This is a genomic window from Stieleria marina (assembly GCA_007741555.1).
Lineage (GTDB): Bacteria > Planctomycetota > Planctomycetia > Pirellulales > Pirellulaceae > K23-9.
Window position 1 is genome coordinate 4,091,972 of sequence record CP036526.1, and the last position, 23,918, is coordinate 4,115,889.

The window sequence follows — 23,918 nt, forward strand, 5'->3', positions numbered from 1 at the left end:
CGAAAAACCACTTGATTCATCATCCGACAACACCAGTTGGTATTGAAACGCCAGTTGGCATCGAATCGATAGGCGCGTCCTGTCGTTTAATACTCAACGCCTCTTTCTGGGTAAGGCTGTGCGCTGGCGTGATTGCAGTGACACTGATGCCTGGCTGCCACACTCGTAGCGACGGGGCGGCTGAAATCACTTCAAGCGGCCTTTCCGGCAGGCTAACCGTAACTGGTTCCAGCACCTTGGCTCCTTTGGTGGTTGAGATCGCTAAACGATTCGAGCAACTAAACCCCGGTGTTCGCATCGATGTGCAAACAGGGGGTACCGGCAAAGGCATTGCGGATGTTCGCAGCGGCGTCGCCGACATTGGCATGGCCAGTCGCCCGCTGAAAGGCAACGAAACGGACTTGAACGCGTATAAGATCGCTGCGGATGGTGTTTCTCTGATCGTGCACGAATCCAACCCGGTTCAGGAACTTACGCAGCGGCAGGTCGTTGGAATCTATACCGGCAAGATCGACAACTGGCTCCAGTGTGGTGGCCGCGATCAGTCGATCCAGGTGGTGCACAAAGCCGAAGGCCGAGCGACTCTGGAAGTGTTCTTAAAGCACTTTCAAATCGACAATCCGGACGTCAAAGCGGATGTGATTGTGGGAGACAACCAGCACGGCATCAAAACCGTTGCGGGTGCCGTGGGCGCGCTGGGCTATGTTTCGATCGGGACGGCGGAAGTTGAAGCGGCAACGGGCACGCCGATTCGGTTGCTGCCAGTCGGGGGCATCGCTGCCACCACCGCAAAGGTGGCTTCGGGCGAATTCCCGATGAGCCGGCCATTGAATCTGGTCACCATCGATTTAGCAAACCCGCTTGTGAGGACGTTTGTCGAATTTTGCCAATCGGAGGAAGTACATGACCAAGTGGTCGCTCAGTACTTTGTCCCGATTAAAAAGTGACTGGCTGTTCACGGTCGTCACACGCAGCAGTGCGTGTGTCGCCGCCGCGATCGTGTTTCTGGTGGTTGCGTTTTTGATCAGCGAATCAATCCCAGCGATTCGCCAAATTGGTGTCGGACGCTTCATCACCGATGCAAGCTGGCATCCATTGTCGGACCAATTCAATTTAACGCCGATGATTGTCGCGTCGCTGACGATCACGCTGGGCGCCATCCTGATCGCTGCCCCCCTTGGAATCAGCGCTGCTATCTATTGTCAATTCTACGCGCCGACGGCGATCGCAGTTTGGTACCGACGGTTGATCGAATTGCTCTCTGGAATTCCGTCGGTTGTATTCGGTCTCTGGGGACTGGTAGTCCTCGCACCCATCGTGGCTCGATTGGGTGGAAGCGGTCAGAGCATTTTGACAGCCAGCTTGGTATTGGGGCTGATGATCCTGCCCACCGTGGCACTGACGACTCAAGCAGCTTTGCGATCCGTCCCCGGCGAGTGGCTCGCTGGCGGCGCGGCACTCGGGTTTTGCCGGTCCAGCACCATTCGCAGGATCGCCTTGCCAGCAGCCCGACGCGGAATCTTGGGCGGGTTGCTGTTAGCGCTAGCACGAGCGATGGGCGAAACCATGGCCGTGTTGATGCTGGCCGGAAACGTCGTCGAAATGCCCGATTCGATTGTCGCGCCCGCAAGAACCTTGACCGCCAACATCGCGTTGGAAATGGGCTATGCGACCGCCGGTCATCGCTCGGTGCTCTTCGTCAGCGGGCTGTTTCTGATTGCCATCGTGGCTGTCTCTGTCAGCTTGGCTGGTTTCGGCGGAGCTGTCGATGAATAGCCTGACCGACCGCTTGGTATCGCTGATGATTGGATCCGCTGCAGCGTTGGTCGCGGCCGTGCTGGGCTGGGTCTTGCTAGACATTCTATATCGCGGAATCGGAGACCTGTCATGGGAATTCCTAGCGCAGCCGCCTGAGGACGCTGGCCGAAGTGGTGGGATCGCACCGATCATCGTTTCGACGATGTTGATTCTGATGGTGGCGTTGATCGCGGCGGTTCCACTGTCGTTGTCTGCAGCCGCAGCCCTGGCTCAACAACGACACAGACGTTTTGGCTGGGCCTGGATTGCCAGCCGTTGCCTGGATGTGTTGGCCGCCGTGCCCTCGGTTGTTTTTGGGTTGTTTGGAAACGCATTTTTCTGCGTCGCTTTGGGCATGGGATATTCGATCTTGGCAGGCGGTCTCACCCTGGCATGCATGATCTTGCCTATTTTGATTCACACCACCGAGCACGGCCTACGGGCGGTGCCAGCGGACTACCACTACGCGGCCGCGTCGCTAGGTCTCTCTCGCACGACCACGTTCTTTCGCATTACGCTCCCAGCGGCACTCCCTGCCATCGCAGCAGGCTTGGTGCTGGGCATTGGACGCGCGTTAGCAGAAACAGCCGCGTTGATTTTTACAGCCGGCTATGTGACACGTCAGCCGGAATCCCTGATGGGTTCGGGGCGTTCGATGAGCGTTCATATTTTTGACATGGCGATGAATGTGCCCGCCGGTGACGGCCGCGCCAATGCGACGGCGGCTTTATTGGTTGCGATGTTGTTGATCATTAACGCGGCTGCCATGTCACTGGCGTCGAAGGCATCGGCGAAGCTTTCGGGACAAACGGCCGAAGACATGAATTCAAGGCAATACGTATGATTCAAACGCAGTCTCTAAGCGTCTATTACGGCGACAAACAGGCGGTGCGTGACGTCACGTTTCATGCGCCAGCGGGAAAGATCACTGCGATCGTGGGCCCCTCGGGATGTGGCAAATCCACGTTTCTATCTTCGCTGAACCGAATGACGGACTTGATCCCCAGCGCTCGTATCGAAGGCCAAGTGATCGTGAATTGCTGCGATGTTCAGGATCGGAATCGCTCCCCGGCGGAACTCCGGCGCTGTGTCGGAATGATCTTTCAAAAACCTAATCCGTTTGCCATGTCGATTCGCAACAATATTCAATTGGCAGTGCGAGAACACGGGCAGCGTGACCGACAACAACTGAACCAAATTACTGAATCAGTCCTGCGAGATGTCGGGTTGTGGGACGAAGTAAAAGATCGGCTGGATGATTCCGCCTTGAAACTCTCCGGTGGTCAGCAACAACGACTCTGCATCGCCAGAGCGCTGGCGTTGAAGCCGAGTATCTTATTGATGGACGAACCGTGTAGCGCCTTGGATCCCATTGCATCAGCGACTGTCGAAGCTCTCATCCTGAGCCTCAAAGAGCGCTACACCATTTTGATTGTGACCCACAATTTGGCCCAAGCACGACGCATTTCGGACGAAGTCGCGATGTTCTGGATGAACGACGGAGCCGGCGAGATTATCGAACAAGGTCCAACGGAAACCGTCTTTTCCAAACCCAACCACCCGATCGCAGCAGCTTACTTTGCGGGAACGTCGGGATAGAAACTCAGCTCGGTGGAGCACACTGTGATCGCTTGGTGCTGTTCTAAACCGAAGTTCGAAAACCCGTGCGATATTCGCTCGGAGTCATCCCACGCAGTTGTCGAAATCGCCGATTGAAATTGGACAGATTTCCAAATCCCGCTTGATGGCAGATCGAAAGAATCGCATCGGAACGATCGACCAACAGTCGACACGCCAAACCGATTCTTAGTTCATTGATGTAAGCCGAAACGGTGCGACCGGTCGATTGTTTGAAAAATCGGCTGAACGCAGACGCGTTCATGTTGGCAAGTTCCGCCAGGTCGCGGTGCGACAGTTCTGGGTCTGACAAATGTTGCGAGATATGATCGCATACCTGTTGGATCCGTGACTCGGCTTGATCGCTGGCTCCGGACGTAGAAAAGTAAGGCAACTGTTCACTCGCCAGCGGCTGGCCAACACCGCTGTCAGCGAGTTCGCTCAGAATCGACAACAGCCCAATAAAGCGTGCGGCCCCCGAGCTAGTGACAAGCCGCGTCATTTGTTGACCGATCGTCGCAGCGATATTGGCCGGAAAAAATAGCCCGCGGCTTGACCTCTGCAACAAGATCGCGACTTCGCTCATTTCCCCGCACGCAAAAAAATCAGGTCCCAAAAATTCCGGATGGAACTGCAACACAATGGCAGTGTGACGGTCGTATCGCTCTCCGCGATATTCATCCGATGCCCACGTGTGCGGCAGGAACGATCCGATCAGCACCAGATCGTGATCGCCGTAACTGCCGATATGGTCGCCCACAATTCGGGAACCGGAGCCTTGGGGAATGTACGTCAGTTCCACTTCCGGATGCCGATGCCACTTGGTCGGTGAATCCAGCGCCGATCGATCAAAACAGCGATAGGACTGTCCGGAAGTCGGAACGAGCTTTTCGAAAGATGGTTTCATCACAAAACACCAGTGCGCAAACAAAGTATCAGACTAGGCGAATGGGCGCAAGCATTAGCCGAAAATCTCCCCCATGCGCAAAGAGCGTATCAGAAACCGGCGATCGTGATGAGGAACCGAGTCGATCCGCGTTGATAAAGTGCGGCTGAACCATTCCGTGTTCGTGATCCGATGCGGTGAATCCTGCCCATCGAAATCCTTGACCTAACTACTGGAGAACCCTGTGGTGCATTCGACTGAATCTGCCGATCGTAAAGTCGCGTTGGCTTTGATGGCCCATCCTGACGATGCCGAAATCACTTGTGCAGGAACTCTGATTCGCATGGTTGAATCCGGCTGGGAAGTTCACATCGCTTCGGTCACCGCAGGAGATTGCGGTGCTCTGACAGGGTCGCCTGCAGAAGTTTCGGCGATACGCATTGCCGAAGGCACTGGAGCTGCCGAAAGCGTTGGCATGAAATTTCATTGCCTGGGCCAACCCGACGGCAGGGTTGTGTACGACCGCGAGACATTGCAGGAGACGATCGACCTGTTTCGGCAAATCGCACCGACGTTGGTGATCACCATGCCAATGTCCGACTACCACGCCGACCATGAAATCACGGGACAACTTGGACGCGCAGCTAGTTTTGTGTACGCAGCTCCCAACGCGTCCCAACTGCCACTGGTCGACGGATCAGCCGTGCCGCATTTGTACTACTGCGACGGACATAGTGGCGAAGATCGACTCGGAAATCCTGTGGAGCCGACCACGTGTATCGAAATTACTGAACAACTCGATCGCAAAACCAAAATGCTAAGCTGCCACGCCAGCCAACGCGACTGGCTAAAGGCGCACAACCGTATCGACGAGTACCTTTCGGCGATGCGCGACTACGGCACGCAGCGCGGCGGTCAATGTGGTGTCGAAGCAGCCGAAGTGTTTGTGCAGCATCGAGGTCATGGACATCCAAACGACGACGTATTGGCGAAGATGTTTCCACTGAAAACTTAGCACGGGCCTAAGTTAGCACGGGCCTAAGTTTGCACGGGCTCAACTTAGCACAGCCTCAGTGCAGCAACTTTCAAGACGCCGCAACAGACCAAGACCTCTTCCCTCCAACCACTGCACGAACATTTTCGTTTCTGATGCCAGACCGACCCCAACACCATTTAATCAATGGAATCGACCTGCAAGCTTTCGCAGTCGCTGCAGATGCCAACCATAGCGTCGCCACCGAAATCGCGAGCTTGATTCGCCAACGACAAGCCGATGGACGCCAATGCGTGCTAGGTCTGGCGACCGGGTCGACACCGCTGGGTGTCTACGCAGAACTGATCGGCATGCACCGCGATGAAGGACTCTCGTTCGCGAATGTCGTCACGTTCAATTTGGACGAGTACTTTCCGATGCGGCCGGACGCTCCGCAAAGCTACCATCGATTTATGAACGAGAACCTGGTCGATCATATCGACATCGATCCCGCCAACGTTCACATCCCCTACGGCCTGTTATCGACCGGCGCAGTCGACGAATTCTGCCACAACTACGAACAACTTATCGATGACTCCGGCGGCATTGATTTGCAGCTCTTGGGCATCGGCCGCACAGGGCACATTGGCTTCAATGAACCAGGCTCCGATCGAAGTTCGCTCACCCGGCTGGTACAGCTCAATTCGGTCACGCGAGTTGACGCAGCAAGTGATTTTGCCGGCGTCGACAATGTCCCTCAATGGGCAATCACGATGGGCGTCCAAACCATCCTGGACTCACGTCGGATTCGACTACTTGCGTTCGGCAAACACAAAGCACCCATCGTCGCCCGCGCTGCGGCAGGCAAACAAAGCGACAGTGTCCCCGCTACGTTCCTGCAAAATCACGTCGACGTCCGCTACCTGCTCGACTCGGATGCGGCATCGGAACTGCCAGGCTGAAGCTTTCACAATTTCAGGCCCCGGAAAAACCACATCCTGTCTGGGCTGCCCCTAAATCGAAAATCGCTCCACTATTACCGGAACGGCGCAAACCGTCCGGTGCATCCAAGACCGGATGGCTTGCGCAATTCTGCTAATTACAAACCTTCTCTGTTCGTACCCTGATTCGTCCTCGCCGCGCACCGCAAGGGCCTGTCCGATCTGCCTTTGCATCGGTAGGGTTCATGCATTACCCGCTCAACCTCTGGGCGATACACAGGACTCCCCAAACTGACACAGTTCGATGAACATCCAAGCTGCGGTTTTCGACATGGATGGGCTGATGATTGATTCACAGCCCTACTGGCAAGATGCTCAGTTGGAGGTGATGCAAAACCTGGGCGTACCGATTACACGCCAGGACACCATTGAAACGACCGGCATGCGAGTCGATGAAATCGTGCAATCGTATTTTGCCAAGACACCGTGGGAATCGATTTCCACGGACCAAGTCTGCCAGCGAATTGTGCACCGAGTGGTCGATCTGGTCCAAGAACACAAACCAATCATGCCGGGATTGCACCACGCCATCGAAACTTGCCAGCAACTTGGCTTACAACTGGGGCTCGCTTCGTCTTCGCCGATGTCGTTGATTCGGGCAACGATCGACTCGTTTGATCTGCACGGCATCTTTGAAGTACAGGTCTCCGGAGCTGAGCTGAAACGTTCCAAACCTCATCCCGAAGTTTACTTGAACGCCTGTGATGCGCTGGGCGTTCCGCCGGCGAGATGTGTTGCGTTGGAAGATTCGTTCGTAGGATTGTTGGCCGCAAAGTCGGCTGAAATGAAGGCGATCATCGTGCCTGAGGCGTCAGCCTTTGCCGAACCGCGATTCGTGATCTCCGACAAGAAACTGTCCTCGCTCGGTGAATTGACAGTCGACTTGCTTGAATCGCTCTAAGGCTCCTGCGTCCCACCCGAAAGCGAACGGGCAAAACTAAGGACGTGAGCAAGCCAAGGACGTGAGCAAGCCAATCCCAGCCGAACGCCCGGAATCTTGCCTGTCGGCCTTTTCTATGGTGCCGAATCTCGGGCTCTCGGAGCCTTCTCTGGGGGCCGTCGTAATCCGCATCCAATTTCGCTACCGTTTGAATTCTTACGCACGGGAGTCTTTGCTAACCAAATTTGCCATGTCTTTGAATACATCTCTACGCCTGCTCGCAATCGTCGCCTTTACAAACGGTTTGATGGCATTGCCCTGCGTTTTTGCACAGTCCGAGCTGAATAAGCCGGGCCAAACAACGGCTGCAGAAGTCACCGAAGTGAGTGCCGAGTCGATTGCGGAGATTGCTGATCAGATCGACTTGGACACTGAACTGAACGACGAACTGAAAGCCAGTTTGAAGCAGCGTTTGGAGCGAACGAAGCAATCATTGCTGAGCGTCGAAAAATCAAAGAAGGAAACCGCCTCGTTTGCCGAGATGACGAAAGGTGTCGGCGACGAGATCAAGTCGCTGACACAAAAGATCGAGCGAGAAAAGGCGAGCCCCATCGCTTCGATTGACGCTCTGACTGCCGATCAACTTGCCACGCAGATTCCTGATGCCGAATTGCAATTAGCAAAGGCCACCAGCGAAAACCAGCAGTTGAGTACCGAGCCGACTCGCCGACAAACCCGATTGAGCGAGATCCCGGCTCAGTTGATCGAAGCAACGGAAGAACTTGCCAGTACGCAAAAGCAGTTGGCCGAGGGCAAAGCTGGCAACGAAACTGCCGTCGAAACCAAAGCGCGAACGCTTTGGCTGACCGCTCGTGCTCAAGAATTGAAGCAAGTGCTCGAACGCCTGGGGCAAGAACGGGCAGCCTATGCAGCGACTTCCGAACTGCTCCCACTGCGGCAGCAATTGGCCAACCAATCGGTCACGCTTTTGCGAAAGAAAGTCGACGCGATGAAAGAACGTCGAACCAAGCTGCAGCGTGAACAGGCAGCCGACACGGTACGCCACACGCAAGATTTAGTCGATCTGATTCCCGATGCTCTCAAGAGTCTGGCCGCGGACAATGTCGAACTTGCCAAACGCCAGCGAAAATTGATTTCCGAATCGGCAAAGGCAACGAACAATGTGAGCGAGATCGAAAATGCCAAAGAAGAAGTCGAAAACGAATTGGCGACCTCGATCAGCCGTGTCGAAACCGTCGGCCTGACAGACGCGCTGGGGGCGATTTTCCGAGAACGCCGCGACACGTTTTCGAATCTAGGCAACCAGTACCAACCGGACCTTTCGATCGGCGACAAGATCGCGGAATATCAAACGGAGTCCTTCCGGCTAGAAGATGCGATCCGAAAAGTGGATTTGGAACTTCAGGAACTCGAGGCTCCCGCGATTGAGTGGAAATCGAATTCCGTTGATTGGAAATCACTCTCGCCACCCGAAGCCCGCTGGGTGCTGCTTAAGAAGCATCGCGCATTGATGTCCGACACGCTGGAAGAACTCAATTCGATGATTCTATCGATTGGAACTGGCGACACCCGGCGTCGCGAACTGGCCAATGCGATCGAAAACTACAACGACTTTGTCAATCGTCGTCTGTTCTGGACGCGCAGCGCGCCGGTTGTTTCGATCGATGAATTGCGTCAATTGCCCGCGGCTGTCAGTTGGAGCGCCAACCCGGCAAAATGGCTTTCCGCTGCCGGCGCGATCGGACGTAGTTTTCGACTGCGGCCCGCGCAATCCGCTCTGGTGGTACTTTTGGGACTGGCGCTGATTGTTTGGCGTTCGCGGATGCGTCGCTTCATCGCCGAACAGGGAGTGCTGGCAAAACATTCGCACTCCACCTTTCATCCCACCTACCGCACGCTTCTAGCATCAATCGTTGCAGCGGCGGTATGGCCAGGCGTTTTGTTGGTCTTGGGGTTTCTACTCTCAAAAGGGGCGGACGAACCGTTCTCGCATATTCTCGGCTCCACGCTCAAATCGATCGCCATCTTTGTCGCGTCTCGAGAAGTACTGCGCGAGATTTGCCGCGATGGTGGACTTGCCGACGCGCACCTGAACTGGTCGGCCCAATTGAGATCCCACCTGCGGTTTCATTTGCACTGGTACACGTGCTTGGGAGCCGCCTGCCTGTTCCTAATGCTGATGCTGATGGGACACCCCGACTCCAACGCTCGGACTCTTGGATTTCGATGGCCAGCCACGATGCTGTTCGCAATCATCGCAGCGTTTCATCACGTTATCTTCAATAAGAAAAGCCCGCTGTATAGCGACGTGGTTCGCGGCAACCCAAAGTCCATTGTCTACCGACGACGCAATATCATTTGGGGCGTTTTGGTTTTGCTGCCTCTGTCCTTTTCGGTGCTCGCCTTGGTCGGCTATCTGGACACGGTTCTGAAACTGGGACGGTTGGTCCAGATCACATTGCTGTGGCTCTTGTTTGTCTTGCTGATTCTGGCCTTGGTTTATCGGTGGATTTCGATTCATCGCCGCGATGTCGCGCGACGGCAAGCCAAGGAAGCACGTCAAAGAAAACTCGCTGCACTGGCTGCCGAGGGTTCAAATGAAACAGGCGTCACGACGGGGGAAACCATCGACGAACCAGAGGTCGCGGATCTCCCCACGCTGGATCAACAGACACGTCAGACCGCTTGGGTGCTGGCTGCGTTTATCGCCGTCATGGGGCTGGGCGTGATTTGGCGTGACATCATGCCGGCGATTGAGTACTTCGACGAACTGACGCTCTGGAGAGTCGGAACGGGTGACAACATCGAATTCGTTTCACTGCTGGATCTGATGATGTCAATTCTGGTGGTGCTTGGATTGGTCTTTGCCGCTCGCAATTTTATCAGTCTGCTGGAACTGGTCATCCTCAGCCGCACGTCACTGGATTCCGGAGCCAGGTACGCGATGTCGATGCTGCTGCGATACGCCTTGTTCATTATCGGTGCGGTCGTGGTATTCAAGCTACTCAGTATTCCCGTGCAACAACTGGGATGGCTACTCGCAGCCGTATCGGTCGGCATCGGCTTTGGCCTGCAAGAGATCATCGCCAACTTTGTCTGCGGAATCATCTTGCTGCTTGAACGACCTGTCCGCGTGGGTGATGTGGTCACGATCGGCGACACCACCGGATCCGTGACGCGGATCCAAATGCGAGCCACCACGGTTACCAATTGGGATCGCAAAGAACTCTTGATCCCCAACAAAGATTTGATCACTCAGAACGTGCTCAACTGGTCACTCAGCAACGTCATTAATCGAATGACCTTGACCGTCGGTGTTCAATACGGCGTGGACCCTGATCGCGTCCGTGATCTCTTGCTGGAGGTCGTCGACGGACACCCCGAAGTGATGAAAGACCCTGCGCCGGCGATCAACTTGGAATCGTTCGGCGATAGTTCGCTCAATTTCATCGTTCGTTTTTACTTGGCAAACTTGAACAACCGAATCGCCGTCACCCACGAAGTGAACACGTCCATCGCGAAAGCGCTGGCAAACGCGAGCATCGAAATTCCGTTTCCGCAGCGTGATGTCAATTTGACGGTACTGTCCGATCAAGAGCCGATCCCTTTTCAGGCCAATCGCCCTGACGGAAACTAGTTACACGCTACTTCGCCGACTCGTTCGCCTGTGACGTCGATTCGCGAATGACCGAACCACGACGTGCAAAGGAGATGCCCTGCTGCGAATCCGTATCAATCATCACGGCTTCGATGATAGGCGCGGTGACTGGATTGTCGGCAAACCATTCCACCAAGAAATTTGCACCGCTTCCTCCCGTCGCGTCGTCCCGTGCGATGAGAATTTCCGTCGTCCCTAGCGCGGGCAAACGGACGGGCTTTGGCAAATACGACTTCACCAGCTTGCCTTTGGTATCGAAATAGCGAACCGCTTTCACCACGATCTCCTCATCCATGCTCGTATTGCGGACACTCAACGTAATCGTCAGCAGATAGGGAGCTCCATCGCCGTGATAGATGTGCGAATAGGCAGGAACGTAAACGACTTGGCCCTGGACAGGACTGGTAGCCAAGTGGAATAGGTCCGTGCGAGCGGCGTCATCGACCAGTAGAGTCTGCGGTCCGCTGTACTGCAGAGTTTCGGCAAAAGCGTCCAGTCGCCGTTGCATGAAGACCGCGTAGATGATCAGCGGGACGACGAAGAGCGCGACCACACCGGCCAAAAGCAGCTTGAACTGCCGCATGAAACGAGTGACTTCTTCGTCCGTGATATTCGTTGGCATGGCGTGTCTTCCTGGAACTCATATTTTCAGCGGGAAGTAGCGAGGGCCTGAAACGCCGCCTGCCGTGATCGCCGAACAAGGGATCACCAAAACAACATTCCGACAGAACGAATTTAGGGCGCCGGCGATGATTGATAAAGACGCCGCAATCCCCGTCGTGAATCTCCTTGCGAATCTCGTCGCAAATCCGTTCGCCAACCTCATCGGCCCACCAAACAGACCGACTGCGGCAAATCACTCAAACAAGCAGCAAGCTCACTCAGGCTTGGCAACTTCGTCCAGGACCGTGGCCGAACGCACAAACGAGATGCCTTGGGCGTTGCTGGTATCGATCATGACCGATTCGACGACTGGATGGCTCACCGGCTGACCGCTTTGCCAATCGACGATGAAACTGGCTCCGCTCCCGCCCTTCTTGTCTTTCTGTTCGACAACAAACTCCGTCGATGCCAACGGACTCAGTTTTAACGGCTTTCGCAACATCGAACGAACTTCCTTTCCGCTGGAGTCAAAGTACTTGACTGACGAAACAATAATTTCATTTTTGCGATCCGTGTTTCGGACACTTAACGTCACCGTCAACAATCGCGGCACGCCGTCCTGGTGAAAAATGTGGGAGTACGCTGGAACATAGAGCGTCTGTCCACTCACTGGATGCCATGGCAGTGAATCAATATCCACCCTGGCGGCGTCCCTGACGCTTGGCATGTGAAAGTTTGGATCTTCTTTCACTGACTGAAAACGCAATTGCATGATCGCCGCCAAGGCCACCATCGGAACGATCACGATCAAAAAAACGATCAATTTCAGGTAGCGAACGATCTTTTCAATCTTCTCGATTGGTTCGTCGGTAGCGTCAGACATGGTTCCCATTGGGGTCATCATAGAACGGCCCGTTGATCGGACAGTCGATGGGGCCGTCGATCAAAACTTTCGTAGCTCGACGGATCACAACGAGGAAAGGCTCAGCTCAATTCACAACGCACGTGTCATCACGCCACATCGCTTTTGGAACCGAGCCATTCAGTTTGTAAAACGCCGAATCAATTCGCGATTCGCTACATTAAACTTCTAACAGTTCGCTGGCTTCAAGCAACCTCCCCTGCTTTGCGCGCCGCCCGATATCCTGCCGACGTTTCAGTTTGGCGACGACGATACGTCGCGTGCGGCGGGCAGCTTCTGCGACTGCGGCCATGACTTTTTCATGTTTTGCACTCGCCGTAACCAACCCTAATCCGGGCATCATCAAATTGACGCGGCAGATCTTGTCTTCGCCTCCCCGTGGACCATTTTCGTCGATGATTTGCACTCTCACTTGCGAGATGCTGGACGAAAATCGAGCCAGTGTGCCTTGAATCATCTGGCTTATCGATTCGCGAGCATCAGAACTGATACGGTCGATTGACGAATTCACAGAAACGTGCATCTTAGCTTCTCCAATGGCGGTCGAAAAATAAGAATGATCGGTAGCTGATCTCGTTGACGAGGCTTGCGTTGCTTTCGTTTCGTAGTGCGGTGAAGTCAACTGATTCGCTACGTGCAAATCGAACGTAACAGTATCGCAATCAAGACTGCGGATATCAGTGCGACCAGGCCAGTGACCTGTTCGCTATATAACTGCTCACGCTGCGAAGGCTCACGGCGCGAATCGATTTCGCTGTGTGAACAGGCTTCTCCGTGATCTGTTTCGGGGTAGTTGGGGTCTCGTATCAACATGACTGTGGTCCCTGAGAAAGAAGTACGGTGACGTCCTCCTGTGACTTTCTGATCTCAAAGAATGCAACAGCCGTACCGCCGACACCGCGTGCCGGACGGCATTGTCGATTGCCCCACGATTTGCCGTATAAGTCATGTTTGTTCTCTCAATGGCCCCCTTCTTTCCCATGTCAACTTGCGTGCTTCGGCGTCAACTGTGGTTGACACTGCCAAGGCCAAATCGACGAAGTTGAATTGACCTGTCAGTCCCATACCGCAGCACGACAGCGCTCGCGCCGCATGAGTTCGCATCCCTAAAGAAATACGCTTCGGAAAATGTCCGACAAGTGTGCGTTTGTTCCGGGATCAACCGACCAAGATGTCCGCGCGATTTGACACCGCTCTGGCGGTCCAGCGACCATGCCATGGTGCTTCGACGCGGATGTCCCCCCTATATGCACGCGTATTGAGGCGGTTGACTGGTTTGGCACGACTTTCGCTGTCCTCTAGCTGTCACCAATTCAATCCTTCTGAAATCCGGAGCCCAGCCATGTCAGCGACTATCGCCAGCGAAAACAAAATCCTTAAAGTCATTCTCGCAATCCTACTTCCACCGTTGGCAGTATTCATGGACTCGGGATTGGGAACCCAATTCTGGCTCAACTTGGTGCTAACCATTGTCGGGTTCTGGATCGTCGGCGTCGTCCACGCACTGATTGTTGTGCTGTAGAAGTTCAGACTGCCATGGGCGATCTCAACGCTCTAACGATCGCTTAACTCTGCAAAGGTCTTGCCCATCCAGGTAAGACCTTTTCTTGTAGCGAGAGATAGCGTCTATCTTTCTGCTGCGCCGACCCACACTCCCGAAGCCTTTGCGTCGGCACGCGCGTCGACATCGCTCGCCAATCTCAACACATCGCGGTACCTTTGCCTCAATGCATTCAACGTCCTCGTGTCGTCCAACGCCTGCCGACACTCGCGAAGTAAGGCGCATGCGTGCTTTGCCAGAATTCGACGATCCTGCTTGTCTTCAACGTTCATCACGAGGTTGCCAATCATCTCGATCAGTTTGACGGACGCATTACGATCGACGGCGACATAGGGACGGAGTTGATCAAAAACCAACGAAGCAAACGCTGCAAACGTGACCGGTTCTGCGACCACCCGCAGTTTCTGGTCTTCATCATATCGGTGAGCATCGGGAAGCTCTCGGCTGGCTAGATTCTCCAAACAAGCCTGCACCCAATCCATGCAATTAAATGCCGTGAATGGATCGTTAACGCCAGGCGATAAGGCGCGCATTGCCACTTCGACTAGTTGGTCAATTTGGAAACGCAGATCCTGCGTCGCAGTCCGCTGCGTCCCCAAAATAAACATCGATGTCACTTCCTTTTCGACCCTATCGTCGATGCCACTTTCCGGAGACACCAAGGCCAACAAGCTCTGTTCGGTAATGAAATCTCCCGGACTAGGAAGCACTCGAATGACCAAATCGTGCTCGACGGCGATCTGCATCAGTCCATCACCGTCGACATAGTCCACGTAGCCAACGCTGACGGATGGAATCGGTTTCGCATTTTCACGAAACGAATCTCGCAAATCAGCTTCGACGTTGCGCTGCGATTCATCGTCGTTGGGAGATCCCACCCGGGCAGGAAACTGCTTCTCGATTCGTTCGTTTAGCCCACGCCCCACCCCTGCAACGATATTCGAAACGTGGATTGATTCGGGGATGTGATGTATGAAAAAGATCAGCACGCCGACACTCGCGATTGCCATCATCACTCCGATGATCACGGCGATTTGCGGCACAAAGGCGGCGACTAGTTCTGCACTCTGCGAATTATCAGCCGGCGTCGTTTCGGCATTCCGAACGGTCCGCAACACCATCAGGCAGTAGAGAAAGGTGGCGATGAATACTCCCAGCGTAAACTGGTTGGCTTTGTCGCCCATGAAGTTGTTCAACAACCGCGGTCCGACTTGGGAGGTCGTGTGCGAGATCGACAGAATGGTCATCGAAAACGTCACGCCGGCGACCGTAATCATCGAACCAGCGACCGTAGACAAAACCGCTCGAGCTCCAGCGGGTTTGTTCGCATAGAGCATCCCGATGCCTTCCATCCACTCGGATCCGATCCGACTATCGATCGCGGTCGTCAAAAAAGACAATGCGATCGCGGCAAGCGCCATCAAGGATGGCACAAACCAATAGCTCTTGCGAGTTCGTTCCCAGAGCGTGATTAGAAGTGCGTTCATAGAGGCGGCTAAATGCGGTAGATGGCGAGTTTTATACTAAGCGGGTGGATCATTTGATACGATCCAGCGTGCAAAAACTACGTCGCAGGCTCGCGGATCACTTTCTGCACCACTCGAACCGCGTTGCCTTCGGGCCGAATACCGTCGCCGAACATGACCGCGTAGACCTGCGTGGCTTCGGCCCCCAACAACACGATCATGGCGGTGTAGTAAACCCAAACCAATAATACGGCTAGCGATGCAGCAGCCGCGCCCAATTGCGCGCCAGGCTCGCTGAACGAAAAGTAGACTCCCATTGCGAAGCGACCGAGCAGAAATAGTGAAGTTGTAATGGCCGAGCCTACGAAAACGTCCCGCCACTGCACCTTCGCGTCGGGCATGAATCGAAAGATCGCAGCAAAGATTACGAAAACGACGACCGCCTGCACCAAGAAATTGATTGCGGCAGCGAATGTATCGGACAGCCCGAACCAAGCTCCCGCTTGGTCACCGACCCCGGCCAAGACTGATGACACCACGAGCGATACGAGTAACAAAAAGCCGAGCCCAAGAATCATTGCGAACGAAACCATGCGTTTGAAGACCAAGGTCAGAAATCCACTGGCATCCGGGTCCGGTTTGACTTCCCAAACTTGATTCAGGGCCGACTGCAGTGCAGCGACGACCCCTGTCGCTCCCGCGACAATCCCCAAAAAGCTCAGCAACGTTTTCCACCATTTGCCACGCGACTGCTGATTGTTTTCGATGATGGTAGTGATCTGATCCGAAACCATCGGGTTGCCAAGCATTTGAGCGGCTTGGCTAGTCAACACCGTCTGCGCTTTCGCTTCTGCCTGTTCGCTGTCATACATCGTCGACAAACCGAACGTGAGAATCGTCAGCAAGAGGTATAGCAGCGGAGGCAATGCGAACGCCGTGTAATACGCCAGCGCAGCCGCCAGCGAACTGCAATTATTCTTGGAAAATTCTGCCAGCGTTTGTTTCAGGAAATTCATGATTGTGTATTTGATTTTCTTTCGTCGGTGGATTGGCCAAGGCAATATGGGTTCTAAACGCTTACTGACTGTTCAGGTCTTTGTTCCGCGTTTTCGTCCGCACGCTCGATGCGTTCTTCGACCCTTTCCTGGTCCTCGTTCTTTTGATTCAGAGCACCATACGCGCGGACGTCTTCTGGTTCGCAGGGTTTCTCCGGCTCCAACTGCAGATCAATGAGGATTGGAAAGTGATCCGACCCGATTGACGGCAGACGCTGGATTCCAACGACCGTAAAGTGCGACGAATGAAACACATGGTCCAAGGGAAATCGCATCCACCAGCGTTCCGCGTGGAACGTGTTGAAAAGTCCTCGCCCGCGACGGGGATCCAGTAGTCCGGATGTTCGCAGAAAGAGACGTGTTGTTTGCGACCAAGCCACATCGTTCAGGTCCCCGCCGATGACAACCGGCCCTGATTCGTCTTTCAGCTTGCGTCCCCAGAGACTGAGTTCCGCATCGCGCGGGGTCGAATCGTTACCACGAACCGGCTCCGGAGGTCGGGGATGGACGCCGACAATTCGTACGGTCCGGCCGTTCTTCATTCGCAGAGTGGCGTCGATCGATGGAACGTCATCTTGGACCAGGAAGTGGATGTGGTGTTCCTCGATGGGACGACGCGACAGCAGCATCATCCCGTACCAATTTTCTTGATCGTAAATCACTCGATACGGAAAGTGTTTCTGCAGCGATCTGGTCTTTTCCACCCACCGCTTTCCCGGTTCTAATGCAATAACCACGTCGGGATCGGCCGTGCGAACACATTCACTCCATTCCTGACACGAATCATTCTCCAGCTCCAAGTTTGAAACCAAGATTCGCAAGCCAGCGTCATCGCTGGCTCGGCTGGCGAGCGTCGATTCTGCCTGCGGACGCATTAGTCGCGTGAAGGGGAGAATGCGGAAGGAATGCCAAAGCAAAACCGCCAGTGTCAGTAGGCCAATCGCCCAAGCGACTTCCACCGCGGGCGTGATCCACTGGGCAATAAAGACATGCAGAGCAAAGAAGCCTAAGGTGATCGCGACAATCTGTATTCGCGGAAAATCCCAAGCCCGAACAAACCAGTGAGAACGAGAGCTCAGGCTGAGCAGAGAACCACTCATCAGAAGGGCGATAAGCAACAGGAGCACACCGTGAATCATTCTGATCTCCTCATGAGGTCGACGGTGCACGACGGGCGCTGACAATCGGCTTGCGTGCTACTGGTGGGCGAAGGGCTGATAGCAACGACTACATTGCAAAACAAATGCCAACGTCTTTTCGGAGCCGATTCGTTGACGAAAACGACCTCAAAACGCAGATCTGGCGTATCATTGGTCGCTGCCAAAGCACGCTGGTCCAATACCAACCAAGTAAGACGCCTGCCCCCTTTTCATGCTGGGCGTTTGAAATGTTCCAAGAGCCGTGAATCGGCCCCAGTAGCCAAACAATCAAACGGATCGATACGGCAGGCACTGCGCTGTAGGTGCCCGAACCGCCGTCAGTACCCTCGTTGGAAGACCCGTCACCTGTCGCAAAATGCAGAGTGAGAGCTCCGCTCCGCATTGACACAAAATTTCCGCAACGACTAAAATTTCGGTGGCGAGTGCATGGAAAGACTCCGTGCTTTTGCATCAAAGGTTTTCGGCAAGATGTCGATCACTTGCCAACCGCACAATCGGTGGGCAGGTCCACCCAAACTTTGATTGTCTGGAAGCGTTTTGGCATCAACGAATACGTCCCCATGGGTCTTGGTTCGGAAAGGAGTCCACCATGTTAATTTTGTCGCGGAAAGAGAATCAGCGAGTTGTCTTCCCAAATCTCGGCGTCGCCATCGAGATCCTACAGCTGGAAGGAAACCGGGTTCGCGTCGGAGTCGATGCTCCGGACCACATCCGTATCCTTCGCGGCGAATTGATTGACGAAAAAGAGCTCGCTGCCGAAAGCGATGCGACACGCAAACGAGATCACGATCTTCGCAATCGACTCAATAGTGCAAACTTGGCCATGCATTTGCTTCAAAAACAACTTGATGCCGGCATGATCGAAGATGCTGAGATGACACTGGCCAGCGCGATCGATTCGTTTAAGGAACTGGATCGCCTAGCGTCGGACAGCGCGACACAGCGTTCCAACAAAGCATCAAATGGCCGTCGCGCTCTAGTCGTCGAAGACAACGCGAATGAACGCGAACTGCTGGCCGGTTACTTGCGTCTGTGCGGCTACGAAGTCGACACGGTTCGCGATGGCATCGACGCCATGCTGCATTTGGCAAATCACAACCAGCGTCCAGACGTCGTCTTGCTGGACATGCACATGCCTCGCATGGACGGCCCGAATACGATTCAGGCCATTCGTAACAATCCCGACTACAGAGACATCAAGATTTTTGCGGTCAGCGGTTCGGAGCGTGCGGCGACGGGTGTCGCCATGAGTCACAACGAAGGCGTCGACCGCTGGTTTTCCAAACCATTGCAGCCCGCAGACTTTGCAAAGGAACTCGGCCGAGAATGCTCCACGTTGTAGCCAGGACACTGTCGGCGCGACTACTAGCAGCAACAATCTAGCTGCGCCTCCCTGTGCAAGTGGAACTCCTACCGAGTTAGCGATTCCGCTGCTTCCAACCCGTTTGACCCCCGATGCCCGAACAACCATCGCTCGAATCGCTTCACATCGCGGCATTGTTTCTGGACAGTGATTATCGGATTCGTAGCTTCACGTCTGGAGCGACTGAGTTGTATGGGCTGATCGAATCGGACATTGGTCGACCACTGACGCAGTTGATGCCGCTGGTCGACGGCATGCCTGCTTTGCCCGAATTTGATGCATTGGTCGCTGATTCTCCGCTCGAACACTTGGTAAGTAACTCGTCGGGCAACCCGTCAGGCAAATCGTATATTCGCCGTGTGTTGCCGATTGAGTTTCCGGATGACACGTCTGGGATCGCAATCACTTTCACCGAGGTGAGTCAATTGTGCGCCAGTTACGACGCGCTCTCCCAATCGCATGCTGAATCACTACGATTTGCTCGGCGTCTAAAAACAATCACCGACGCGACGCCGACGATGATCGCGTACGTCAACGCTGACTTGCGTTATGAACTGGTCAACAAACGGCACGCAGAGCGTTTTGGAAAGTCTCCTGACGAAGTGCGTGGGCAAAAAGTCATCGATACGATCGGTGAGAAAAACTTTTCGATCGTCAAGCCTTACATGGATGCCGCGCTCCGAGGCGAAGGCGTCACGTTTGAATTTGAGCTGCAGACGCTCGAACACCCCGAGGCGATTTTCAAGAAAGTGACCTACGTGCCAGACGTCGACGCCACGCACACGGTTGTTGGGTTTCATGTCTTTGCGACCGACATCACCGATCAACGCAACACGCTGGAGAAGGTCACGCTGGCCGAAGAACGCCTTCGTTTGGCAGCCGAAGCTGCCGGATTCGGGACCTACCAAATCGACTTAGTCCTTGGCCGTACCTTTTGGTCCGCCGAATACAAAAAGTTGGTCGGTGTGCGCGACGACGCAGACTCGCGACTTGGCCCCTCCGAAGTCGCCAACTTTGTCCATCCGGACGATCGAAAACAGGTTGCTCGCCACCTGTCGCGTGCCAAGCGTGTTCTGGACGGGGGCGTGCATTCGTTTACGCACCGTATCATTTTGCCCGACGGTTCCTGCCGCTGGGTTCGGCGGCAGGGCCAAACCGTACTTTCACCTGATGGTCGACCGGTAAAGATTATCGGTACTTTGCTGGACATTACCGCTCAGAAAGAGATTCAGCAGTCACTGGAAGACGCCCGCCGAGTGGCCGAGGCAGCGAATGAGTCGAAGTCGGAGTTCTTGGCCAACATGAGTCATGAAATTCGCACGCCTATGAGCGCAATCATGGGTTACACCGACATTCTGAGCCGCCAGCTAACTGACCCAGACGACATCAAGTGTGCGTCGGTGATCCGGCACAATGGCAAATTCCTGCTCGAGATCATCAATGACATTTTGGATATCTCGAAAATCGAAGCCGGCAAACTTGAACTGAACAAGAAACGGTTTCGGCCAGACCGCTTGGTCGCGGACGTTTGTTCGCTGATGGAGATTCGCGCAGCAGAAAAATCGATTCCGCTTGAAGTGACGTTCAGCGGCGAAATCCCCAAAACGATTCGCAGTGACGATAAACGACTGAAGCAGATTTTGGTCAATCTGATCGGAAACGCCATCAAATTCACCATGGATGGCGGCGTCCGCGTCGTTGTCTCATTTCACAGCGGTAGTGAGCTCAAGTCATCTGCAAAAGCTACGACAGTCGGCCCCAGCCAGTGCATGCAATTCGACGTGATCGATACTGGCATCGGGATGGACGCCAAGCAGATCAAAACGATCTTCGATCCCTTCACGCAAGGTGATTCGTCCGTGGTCCGAAAGTTTGAAGGCACGGGGCTGGGACTGAGTATCAGTCAGCGGCTGGCCCGAATGCTGGGCGGCGACATTACGGTCGAGAGCACGGCGCAGGTCGGAAGCAAGTTTTCGCTCACGATTGCGACCGGATCGGTCAAGAACATTCCGATGAACCGGCCCAAGCTCAACGCAACTCGCATCACGACACCATCGAAATCGCTTGAATCGTCTGCCATCGCCGGTCACGTTTTGGTCGTTGATGATCGCCGCGACATGATCTTTCTCGCGCAACACTTAATCGAAGACGCCGGCGGTACGGTCACTTCTGCGGAGAACGGCGAAGTGGCCATTCAAAAAATCGCCGAGGCCAAGAAAGCAGGTCGTCCCTTTGATCTGATAACGATGGACATGCAGATGCCGGTGCTGGATGGATACGAAGCCACGCGACGGCTGCGCGAAACAGGTTGCACCACGCCGATCGTTGCCGTTACAGCCCATGCGATGCAAGGCGACCGCGAAAAATGCATCGACGCAGGATGCACGGACTACATTACCAAACCGCTCGACGGCCCCCGCTTTTTGGCACTACTGTCTGATCAACTTGTCATGCACCCTAGCCAGCCCGGTAGCGAGCCCCGCGATCTGCCCCATGACGATGCTGTTTTTTCGCCGATACTCAATCCAGCCAAAGTTGACTGGCAATCGCCCGACCAGCGGTGCAATGTCCTGCTAATTGATGACGCCAAAGACGCCTGTCATTCGTTGAAAACTCTGCTTGGCTTTAGCGGACACAAAGTCGTTATCGCACTCGATGGTCGCACGGGAATGGACATGGCAGTTGCGCTGTCACCCGCGGTGATCATTCTGGATTTAGGGCTCCCTGACATGAGCGGTTTTGATGTGATCGCTCAGTTAAAGAGCCACGAACTTCTGCAAAACACGATCTTCATTGCTGCAACAGGACGCGACAACCTTGCCGAAACAAAAGCGGCCGGCTTCGACCACCACCTAATCAAACCGATCGACGTCGAAGAATTGGAATCATTGATTGATGCCCAGTTGGCAAAGTCGCCTTTGTAGTTCAGCTCCTTTACGCCAGTTCCTCCAGACGCGTCGCGACTTCAGGATTCTTGAAGGTCAAAGTTCGATATGGGAACGGGATTTCGATTCCGGCATCGTCCAGAGATCGCTTGATCGTTGCGACGACTTGGTCACGACTGCGACGCAGGTCGAGCGGTTTGGAGCCAGTCCACCACGAGACTTCAAAATTGATGCTCGAATCAGCGAACTCGTTTGCGAACACTTCAACCGTCCGAATTCCTTCCACAGTGCTACAAGACTGGACGGCCTCGGTAATGACCTCGCGAGCTTGGTCCACGTCCACGTCGTAAGCGACCCCGCAGCTGATACGAACACGCCGTTGCGGCTGATTGGTCAACACGTCGACATTGTTCTTGAACAGGGTCGCGTTCGGAACAACAGACAATTCGCCATCAAGACGCCGAATCATCGTATTGCGTATCGTGATCCGTTCGACTTTTCCCGTCACGTCTCCACAAGTAATAAAGTCTCCGCGATCAAACGGATACCGCCAAAGAATCAGGATGCCGGCGAAGAAGTTTTCAAAAATGTCTTTAAACGCGAAGCCTATCGCCACGGATCCTAGCCCCAGAACGGTCAGTGCCTTGGAGGGCGTCATGCCAGGAAAAGCAACGACGGTGGCGGCCAGGATTCCGACGATCCAAACACCAATCGAAGTCAGCTGGTAGATCAGATCCTTCAGACTCGATCGCATGCTCCGCTGCTCGAACATCTTTGTCGCAGCCCACCCCATCAGCCTGGCCATGACGCCTGTCAAAAACAGGATCAAGACTGCGGCGGCTAGCAGCGGTGATCGAACCAAGAAATCCTGCCAGAGTGTGCTGAGACTTTTCTCGACCGTCTCCTTGCTGGACGTTAGGTCAACGACTGACTCAACGTCTAACTTGTTGATGACCGCGACAACATCCTCGGTCTTCTTGGCGACGTTGGTTGTCCATTGACTATGTTCTTCGCTATCACTGGTGCCTTCGATGGTGACGATTCCGTTGTCTGCTTTCACCATCAGATCAGTGAACCAACCCGATGAAGTGAAAATTTCGTTCAACCGTTGTTCGATCGAGGAGTCCTCCACGATGTCGTCGACCGCAACCGTTGCCGACGGACCGTTGTCATCGACCGCAACCGGATCGCTCGCTTCTTCTTGCGCATTCAGAGGAAGGGCGAGCAAAGAGATGAAGCAAATCGCTAAAAGTCGAATCATGGATATCTCACGAGGGTAGGTGTACAGCCCATGCGAAAGCAAATGATGTGCCGTCGCCGATTCGTCTCGCTTCACACGCTAGACTGGTCGCAAATCGCTCCAGTGTTCGATTGGCCACCACGCCGGCAACAGGCGGGGCAGCCCCATTGAGGTCAAAGCACGCAACGACGATTAAGACCGCCGCTGTGTCGGCATTGCACTGCTTACCTTGGCACCGAGCGAAGCTCAAACCGGCGGACGTCAAACGCTAGGTATTCGCGTCTCATTTGACGATCTGCTGACTGCCTACGTTCCGCGAGCAAGAAACGCACGCCCATCACCGGCAAAGAAGCTCCAGCATCCGCTCACATTGGCATGTGATTTGCGATTCTCACTCTCAACAAAACGCCAGTCGGCGTGACCAACTTCAAACACCGCATCGACACGGAGCAACAGATGAGCACGACGCAGAACGACGAAACCAACTTCATAGAAGAAACCAAGAAAGCAGTCACAGTAGATAATGAGGTGCCCATCGACAAGAAAGCCCCTGGATCGACCTTCGCTCTCGTCGCGTTGTCGTACCCCATTGTGTTGGCGGCGGGTGCATTGTTGTTCGCATTGGTGCTCTGGATGTCAGGCGTGTTCACTGGCGCCAGCCCCGGCCTAGACGCACCACTGGGCTGGTCAGCGTGGCTCCCTTAAACCCGGCATCGGGTCGGCTGCGAGCGACTTAACGAAGCCAACTTGGCTTGTAGTAGCACCACGTCCGCGCTGTGATCGCTTTCACGACGGTGTCCGCAAGCAATGGCTAAAGCAGCTGAACGCAG

General features: G+C 54.5%; 21 protein-coding genes. 12 read left to right on the plus strand and 9 right to left on the minus strand.

Translation table 11 applies throughout. The annotated features are described in order from the left end of the window. Positions 1–128: 128 nt before the first annotated feature. From K239x_RS14700 to K239x_RS14715, 4 genes are read left to right on the plus strand one after another with little or no spacing between them, the layout of a single operon-like run. Positions 129–947, plus strand: coding sequence for a phosphate ABC transporter substrate-binding protein (locus K239x_RS14700; RefSeq protein WP_419188967.1), 819 nt, complete (start codon positions 129–131; stop codon positions 945–947). After that, the gene (pstC, locus tag K239x_RS14705) at positions 904–1,776 is read left to right on the plus strand and encodes a phosphate ABC transporter permease subunit PstC (protein ID WP_145418930.1); all 873 of its coding nucleotides are present in this window, start codon (positions 904–906) and stop codon (positions 1,774–1,776) included. The genes K239x_RS14700 and pstC overlap by 44 nt, the downstream gene beginning before the upstream one ends. Continuing rightward, positions 1,769–2,641, plus strand: a complete 873-nt coding sequence (gene pstA / locus K239x_RS14710; RefSeq protein ID WP_145418932.1) for a phosphate ABC transporter permease PstA — start codon at positions 1,769–1,771, stop codon at positions 2,639–2,641. The genes pstC and pstA overlap by 8 nt, the downstream gene beginning before the upstream one ends. Continuing rightward, positions 2,638–3,396 carry a phosphate ABC transporter ATP-binding protein gene (locus K239x_RS14715; protein ID WP_145418934.1) on the plus strand — a complete coding sequence of 253 codons (759 nt, stop codon included), beginning with the start codon at positions 2,638–2,640 and terminating at the stop codon, positions 3,394–3,396. The genes pstA and K239x_RS14715 overlap by 4 nt, the downstream gene beginning before the upstream one ends. Positions 3,397–3,439: 43 nt before the next feature. On the opposite strand, the gene K239x_RS14720 is transcribed toward K239x_RS14715, so the two are convergent. Beyond that, positions 3,440–4,321, minus strand: coding sequence for a helix-turn-helix domain-containing protein (locus tag K239x_RS14720; protein WP_145418936.1), 882 nt, complete (start codon positions 4,319–4,321; stop codon positions 3,440–3,442). Between the two features lie 271 nt (positions 4,322–4,592). On the opposite strand from K239x_RS14720, the gene K239x_RS14725 reads away from it, so the two are divergent. From K239x_RS14725 to K239x_RS14740, 4 genes are all read left to right on the plus strand, one after another. After that, positions 4,593–5,315: a PIG-L deacetylase family protein gene (locus tag K239x_RS14725; RefSeq protein WP_145422374.1), complete on the plus strand. Its 723-nt coding sequence runs from the start codon at positions 4,593–4,595 to the stop codon at positions 5,313–5,315. Positions 5,316–5,449: 134 nt separating this feature from the next. Next, on the plus strand, positions 5,450–6,235 hold the full coding sequence (gene nagB, locus K239x_RS14730) for a glucosamine-6-phosphate deaminase (protein ID WP_145418938.1): 786 nt from the start codon (positions 5,450–5,452) through the stop codon (positions 6,233–6,235). A 283-nt stretch (positions 6,236–6,518) separates the two neighbouring features. Further along, positions 6,519–7,175 carry a hexitol phosphatase HxpB gene (gene hxpB / locus K239x_RS14735; RefSeq protein ID WP_145418939.1) on the plus strand — a complete coding sequence of 219 codons (657 nt, stop codon included), beginning with the start codon at positions 6,519–6,521 and terminating at the stop codon, positions 7,173–7,175. 229 nt (positions 7,176–7,404) lie between these two features. After that, positions 7,405–10,812 (plus strand): mechanosensitive ion channel domain-containing protein, encoded by a 3,408-nt coding sequence (locus K239x_RS14740; RefSeq protein ID WP_419188969.1) that lies wholly within the window; start codon positions 7,405–7,407, stop codon positions 10,810–10,812. Between the two features lie 7 nt (positions 10,813–10,819). Here the strand turns inward: K239x_RS14740 and K239x_RS14745 are convergent, their stop codons facing one another. The 4 genes from K239x_RS14745 to K239x_RS14760 form a co-directional block, all read right to left on the minus strand. After that, entirely contained in the window at positions 10,820–11,455 is a 636-nt protein-coding gene (locus tag K239x_RS14745; protein WP_419188970.1) for a DUF3124 domain-containing protein, read from the minus strand. Positions 11,456–11,710: 255 nt separating this feature from the next. Continuing rightward, positions 11,711–12,319 (minus strand): DUF3124 domain-containing protein, encoded by a 609-nt coding sequence (locus K239x_RS14750; protein ID WP_145418943.1) that lies wholly within the window; start codon positions 12,317–12,319, stop codon positions 11,711–11,713. Between the two features lie 199 nt (positions 12,320–12,518). After that, positions 12,519–12,881 carry a hypothetical protein gene (locus tag K239x_RS14755; protein WP_145418944.1) on the minus strand — a complete coding sequence of 121 codons (363 nt, stop codon included), beginning with the start codon at positions 12,879–12,881 and terminating at the stop codon, positions 12,519–12,521. A 107-nt stretch (positions 12,882–12,988) separates the two neighbouring features. Then, entirely contained in the window at positions 12,989–13,171 is a 183-nt protein-coding gene (locus tag K239x_RS14760; RefSeq protein WP_145418946.1) for a hypothetical protein, read from the minus strand. Between the two features lie 529 nt (positions 13,172–13,700). Here K239x_RS14760 and K239x_RS14765 point away from each other — a divergent pair. Further along, complete coding sequence (locus K239x_RS14765; RefSeq protein WP_145418948.1) at positions 13,701–13,880, plus strand: YqaE/Pmp3 family membrane protein; 180 nt, start codon at positions 13,701–13,703, stop codon at positions 13,878–13,880. Positions 13,881–13,984: 104 nt separating this feature from the next. Here the strand turns inward: K239x_RS14765 and K239x_RS14770 are convergent, their stop codons facing one another. The 3 genes from K239x_RS14770 to K239x_RS14780 all read right to left on the minus strand — a co-directional run bounded on the left by K239x_RS14770 (position 13,985) and on the right by K239x_RS14780 (position 17,579). Continuing rightward, positions 13,985–15,406: a DUF2254 domain-containing protein gene (locus K239x_RS14770; RefSeq protein WP_145418950.1), complete on the minus strand. Its 1,422-nt coding sequence runs from the start codon at positions 15,404–15,406 to the stop codon at positions 13,985–13,987. A gap of 77 nt (positions 15,407–15,483) precedes the next feature. Then, positions 15,484–16,401, minus strand: a complete 918-nt coding sequence (locus tag K239x_RS14775) for a YihY/virulence factor BrkB family protein (protein WP_145418952.1) — start codon at positions 16,399–16,401, stop codon at positions 15,484–15,486. Positions 16,402–16,454: 53 nt separating this feature from the next. Continuing rightward, positions 16,455–17,579: an endonuclease/exonuclease/phosphatase family protein gene (locus K239x_RS14780; protein WP_145418954.1), complete on the minus strand. Its 1,125-nt coding sequence runs from the start codon at positions 17,577–17,579 to the stop codon at positions 16,455–16,457. 610 nt (positions 17,580–18,189) lie between these two features. Between K239x_RS14780 and K239x_RS14785 the strand changes: the two genes are divergently transcribed. Together K239x_RS14785 and K239x_RS14790 are read left to right on the plus strand one after the other, a co-directional pair. After that, the gene (locus K239x_RS14785) at positions 18,190–18,942 is read left to right on the plus strand and encodes a response regulator (RefSeq protein ID WP_145418956.1); all 753 of its coding nucleotides are present in this window, start codon (positions 18,190–18,192) and stop codon (positions 18,940–18,942) included. Between the two features lie 113 nt (positions 18,943–19,055). Further along, on the plus strand, positions 19,056–21,887 hold the full coding sequence (locus K239x_RS14790; protein ID WP_145418958.1) for a response regulator: 2,832 nt from the start codon (positions 19,056–19,058) through the stop codon (positions 21,885–21,887). 10 nt (positions 21,888–21,897) lie between these two features. On the opposite strand, the gene K239x_RS14795 is transcribed toward K239x_RS14790, so the two are convergent. Continuing rightward, the gene (locus tag K239x_RS14795) at positions 21,898–23,109 is read right to left on the minus strand and encodes a mechanosensitive ion channel family protein (RefSeq protein WP_145418960.1); all 1,212 of its coding nucleotides are present in this window, start codon (positions 23,107–23,109) and stop codon (positions 21,898–21,900) included. A 396-nt stretch (positions 23,110–23,505) separates the two neighbouring features. On the opposite strand from K239x_RS14795, the gene K239x_RS14800 reads away from it, so the two are divergent. After that, a complete protein-coding gene (locus K239x_RS14800) occupies positions 23,506–23,793 on the plus strand; it encodes a hypothetical protein (RefSeq protein ID WP_145418962.1) in 288 nt (95 codons plus the stop codon). Positions 23,794–23,918 lie beyond the last annotated feature (125 nt).

Bases quoted from the DNA above. Each gene is read 5' to 3' on its own strand.
- pstC (WP_145418930.1), top strand. From the start codon at position 904: ATGACCAAGTGGTCGCTCAGTACTTTGTCCCGATTAAAAAGTGACTGG.
- pstA (WP_145418932.1), top strand. From the start codon at position 1,769: ATGAATAGCCTGACCGACCGCTTGGTATCGCTGATGATTGGATCCGCT.
- K239x_RS14715 (WP_145418934.1), top strand. From the start codon at position 2,638: ATGATTCAAACGCAGTCTCTAAGCGTCTATTACGGCGACAAACAGGCG.
- K239x_RS14720 (WP_145418936.1), bottom strand. From the start codon at position 4,321: ATGAAACCATCTTTCGAAAAGCTCGTTCCGACTTCCGGACAGTCCTAT.
- K239x_RS14725 (WP_145422374.1), top strand. From the start codon at position 4,593: ATGGCCCATCCTGACGATGCCGAAATCACTTGTGCAGGAACTCTGATT.
- nagB (WP_145418938.1), top strand. From the start codon at position 5,450: ATGCCAGACCGACCCCAACACCATTTAATCAATGGAATCGACCTGCAA.
- hxpB (WP_145418939.1), top strand. From the start codon at position 6,519: ATGAACATCCAAGCTGCGGTTTTCGACATGGATGGGCTGATGATTGAT.
- K239x_RS14740 (WP_419188969.1), top strand. From the start codon at position 7,405: ATGTCTTTGAATACATCTCTACGCCTGCTCGCAATCGTCGCCTTTACA.
- K239x_RS14745 (WP_419188970.1), bottom strand. From the start codon at position 11,455: ATGCCAACGAATATCACGGACGAAGAAGTCACTCGTTTCATGCGGCAG.
- K239x_RS14750 (WP_145418943.1), bottom strand. From the start codon at position 12,319: ATGTCTGACGCTACCGACGAACCAATCGAGAAGATTGAAAAGATCGTT.
- K239x_RS14755 (WP_145418944.1), bottom strand. From the start codon at position 12,881: ATGCACGTTTCTGTGAATTCGTCAATCGACCGTATCAGTTCTGATGCT.
- K239x_RS14760 (WP_145418946.1), bottom strand. From the start codon at position 13,171: ATGTTGATACGAGACCCCAACTACCCCGAAACAGATCACGGAGAAGCC.
- K239x_RS14765 (WP_145418948.1), top strand. From the start codon at position 13,701: ATGTCAGCGACTATCGCCAGCGAAAACAAAATCCTTAAAGTCATTCTC.
- K239x_RS14770 (WP_145418950.1), bottom strand. From the start codon at position 15,406: ATGAACGCACTTCTAATCACGCTCTGGGAACGAACTCGCAAGAGCTAT.
- K239x_RS14775 (WP_145418952.1), bottom strand. From the start codon at position 16,401: ATGAATTTCCTGAAACAAACGCTGGCAGAATTTTCCAAGAATAATTGC.
- K239x_RS14780 (WP_145418954.1), bottom strand. From the start codon at position 17,579: ATGATTCACGGTGTGCTCCTGTTGCTTATCGCCCTTCTGATGAGTGGT.
- K239x_RS14785 (WP_145418956.1), top strand. From the start codon at position 18,190: ATGTTAATTTTGTCGCGGAAAGAGAATCAGCGAGTTGTCTTCCCAAAT.
- K239x_RS14790 (WP_145418958.1), top strand. From the start codon at position 19,056: ATGCCCGAACAACCATCGCTCGAATCGCTTCACATCGCGGCATTGTTT.
- K239x_RS14795 (WP_145418960.1), bottom strand. From the start codon at position 23,109: ATGATTCGACTTTTAGCGATTTGCTTCATCTCTTTGCTCGCCCTTCCT.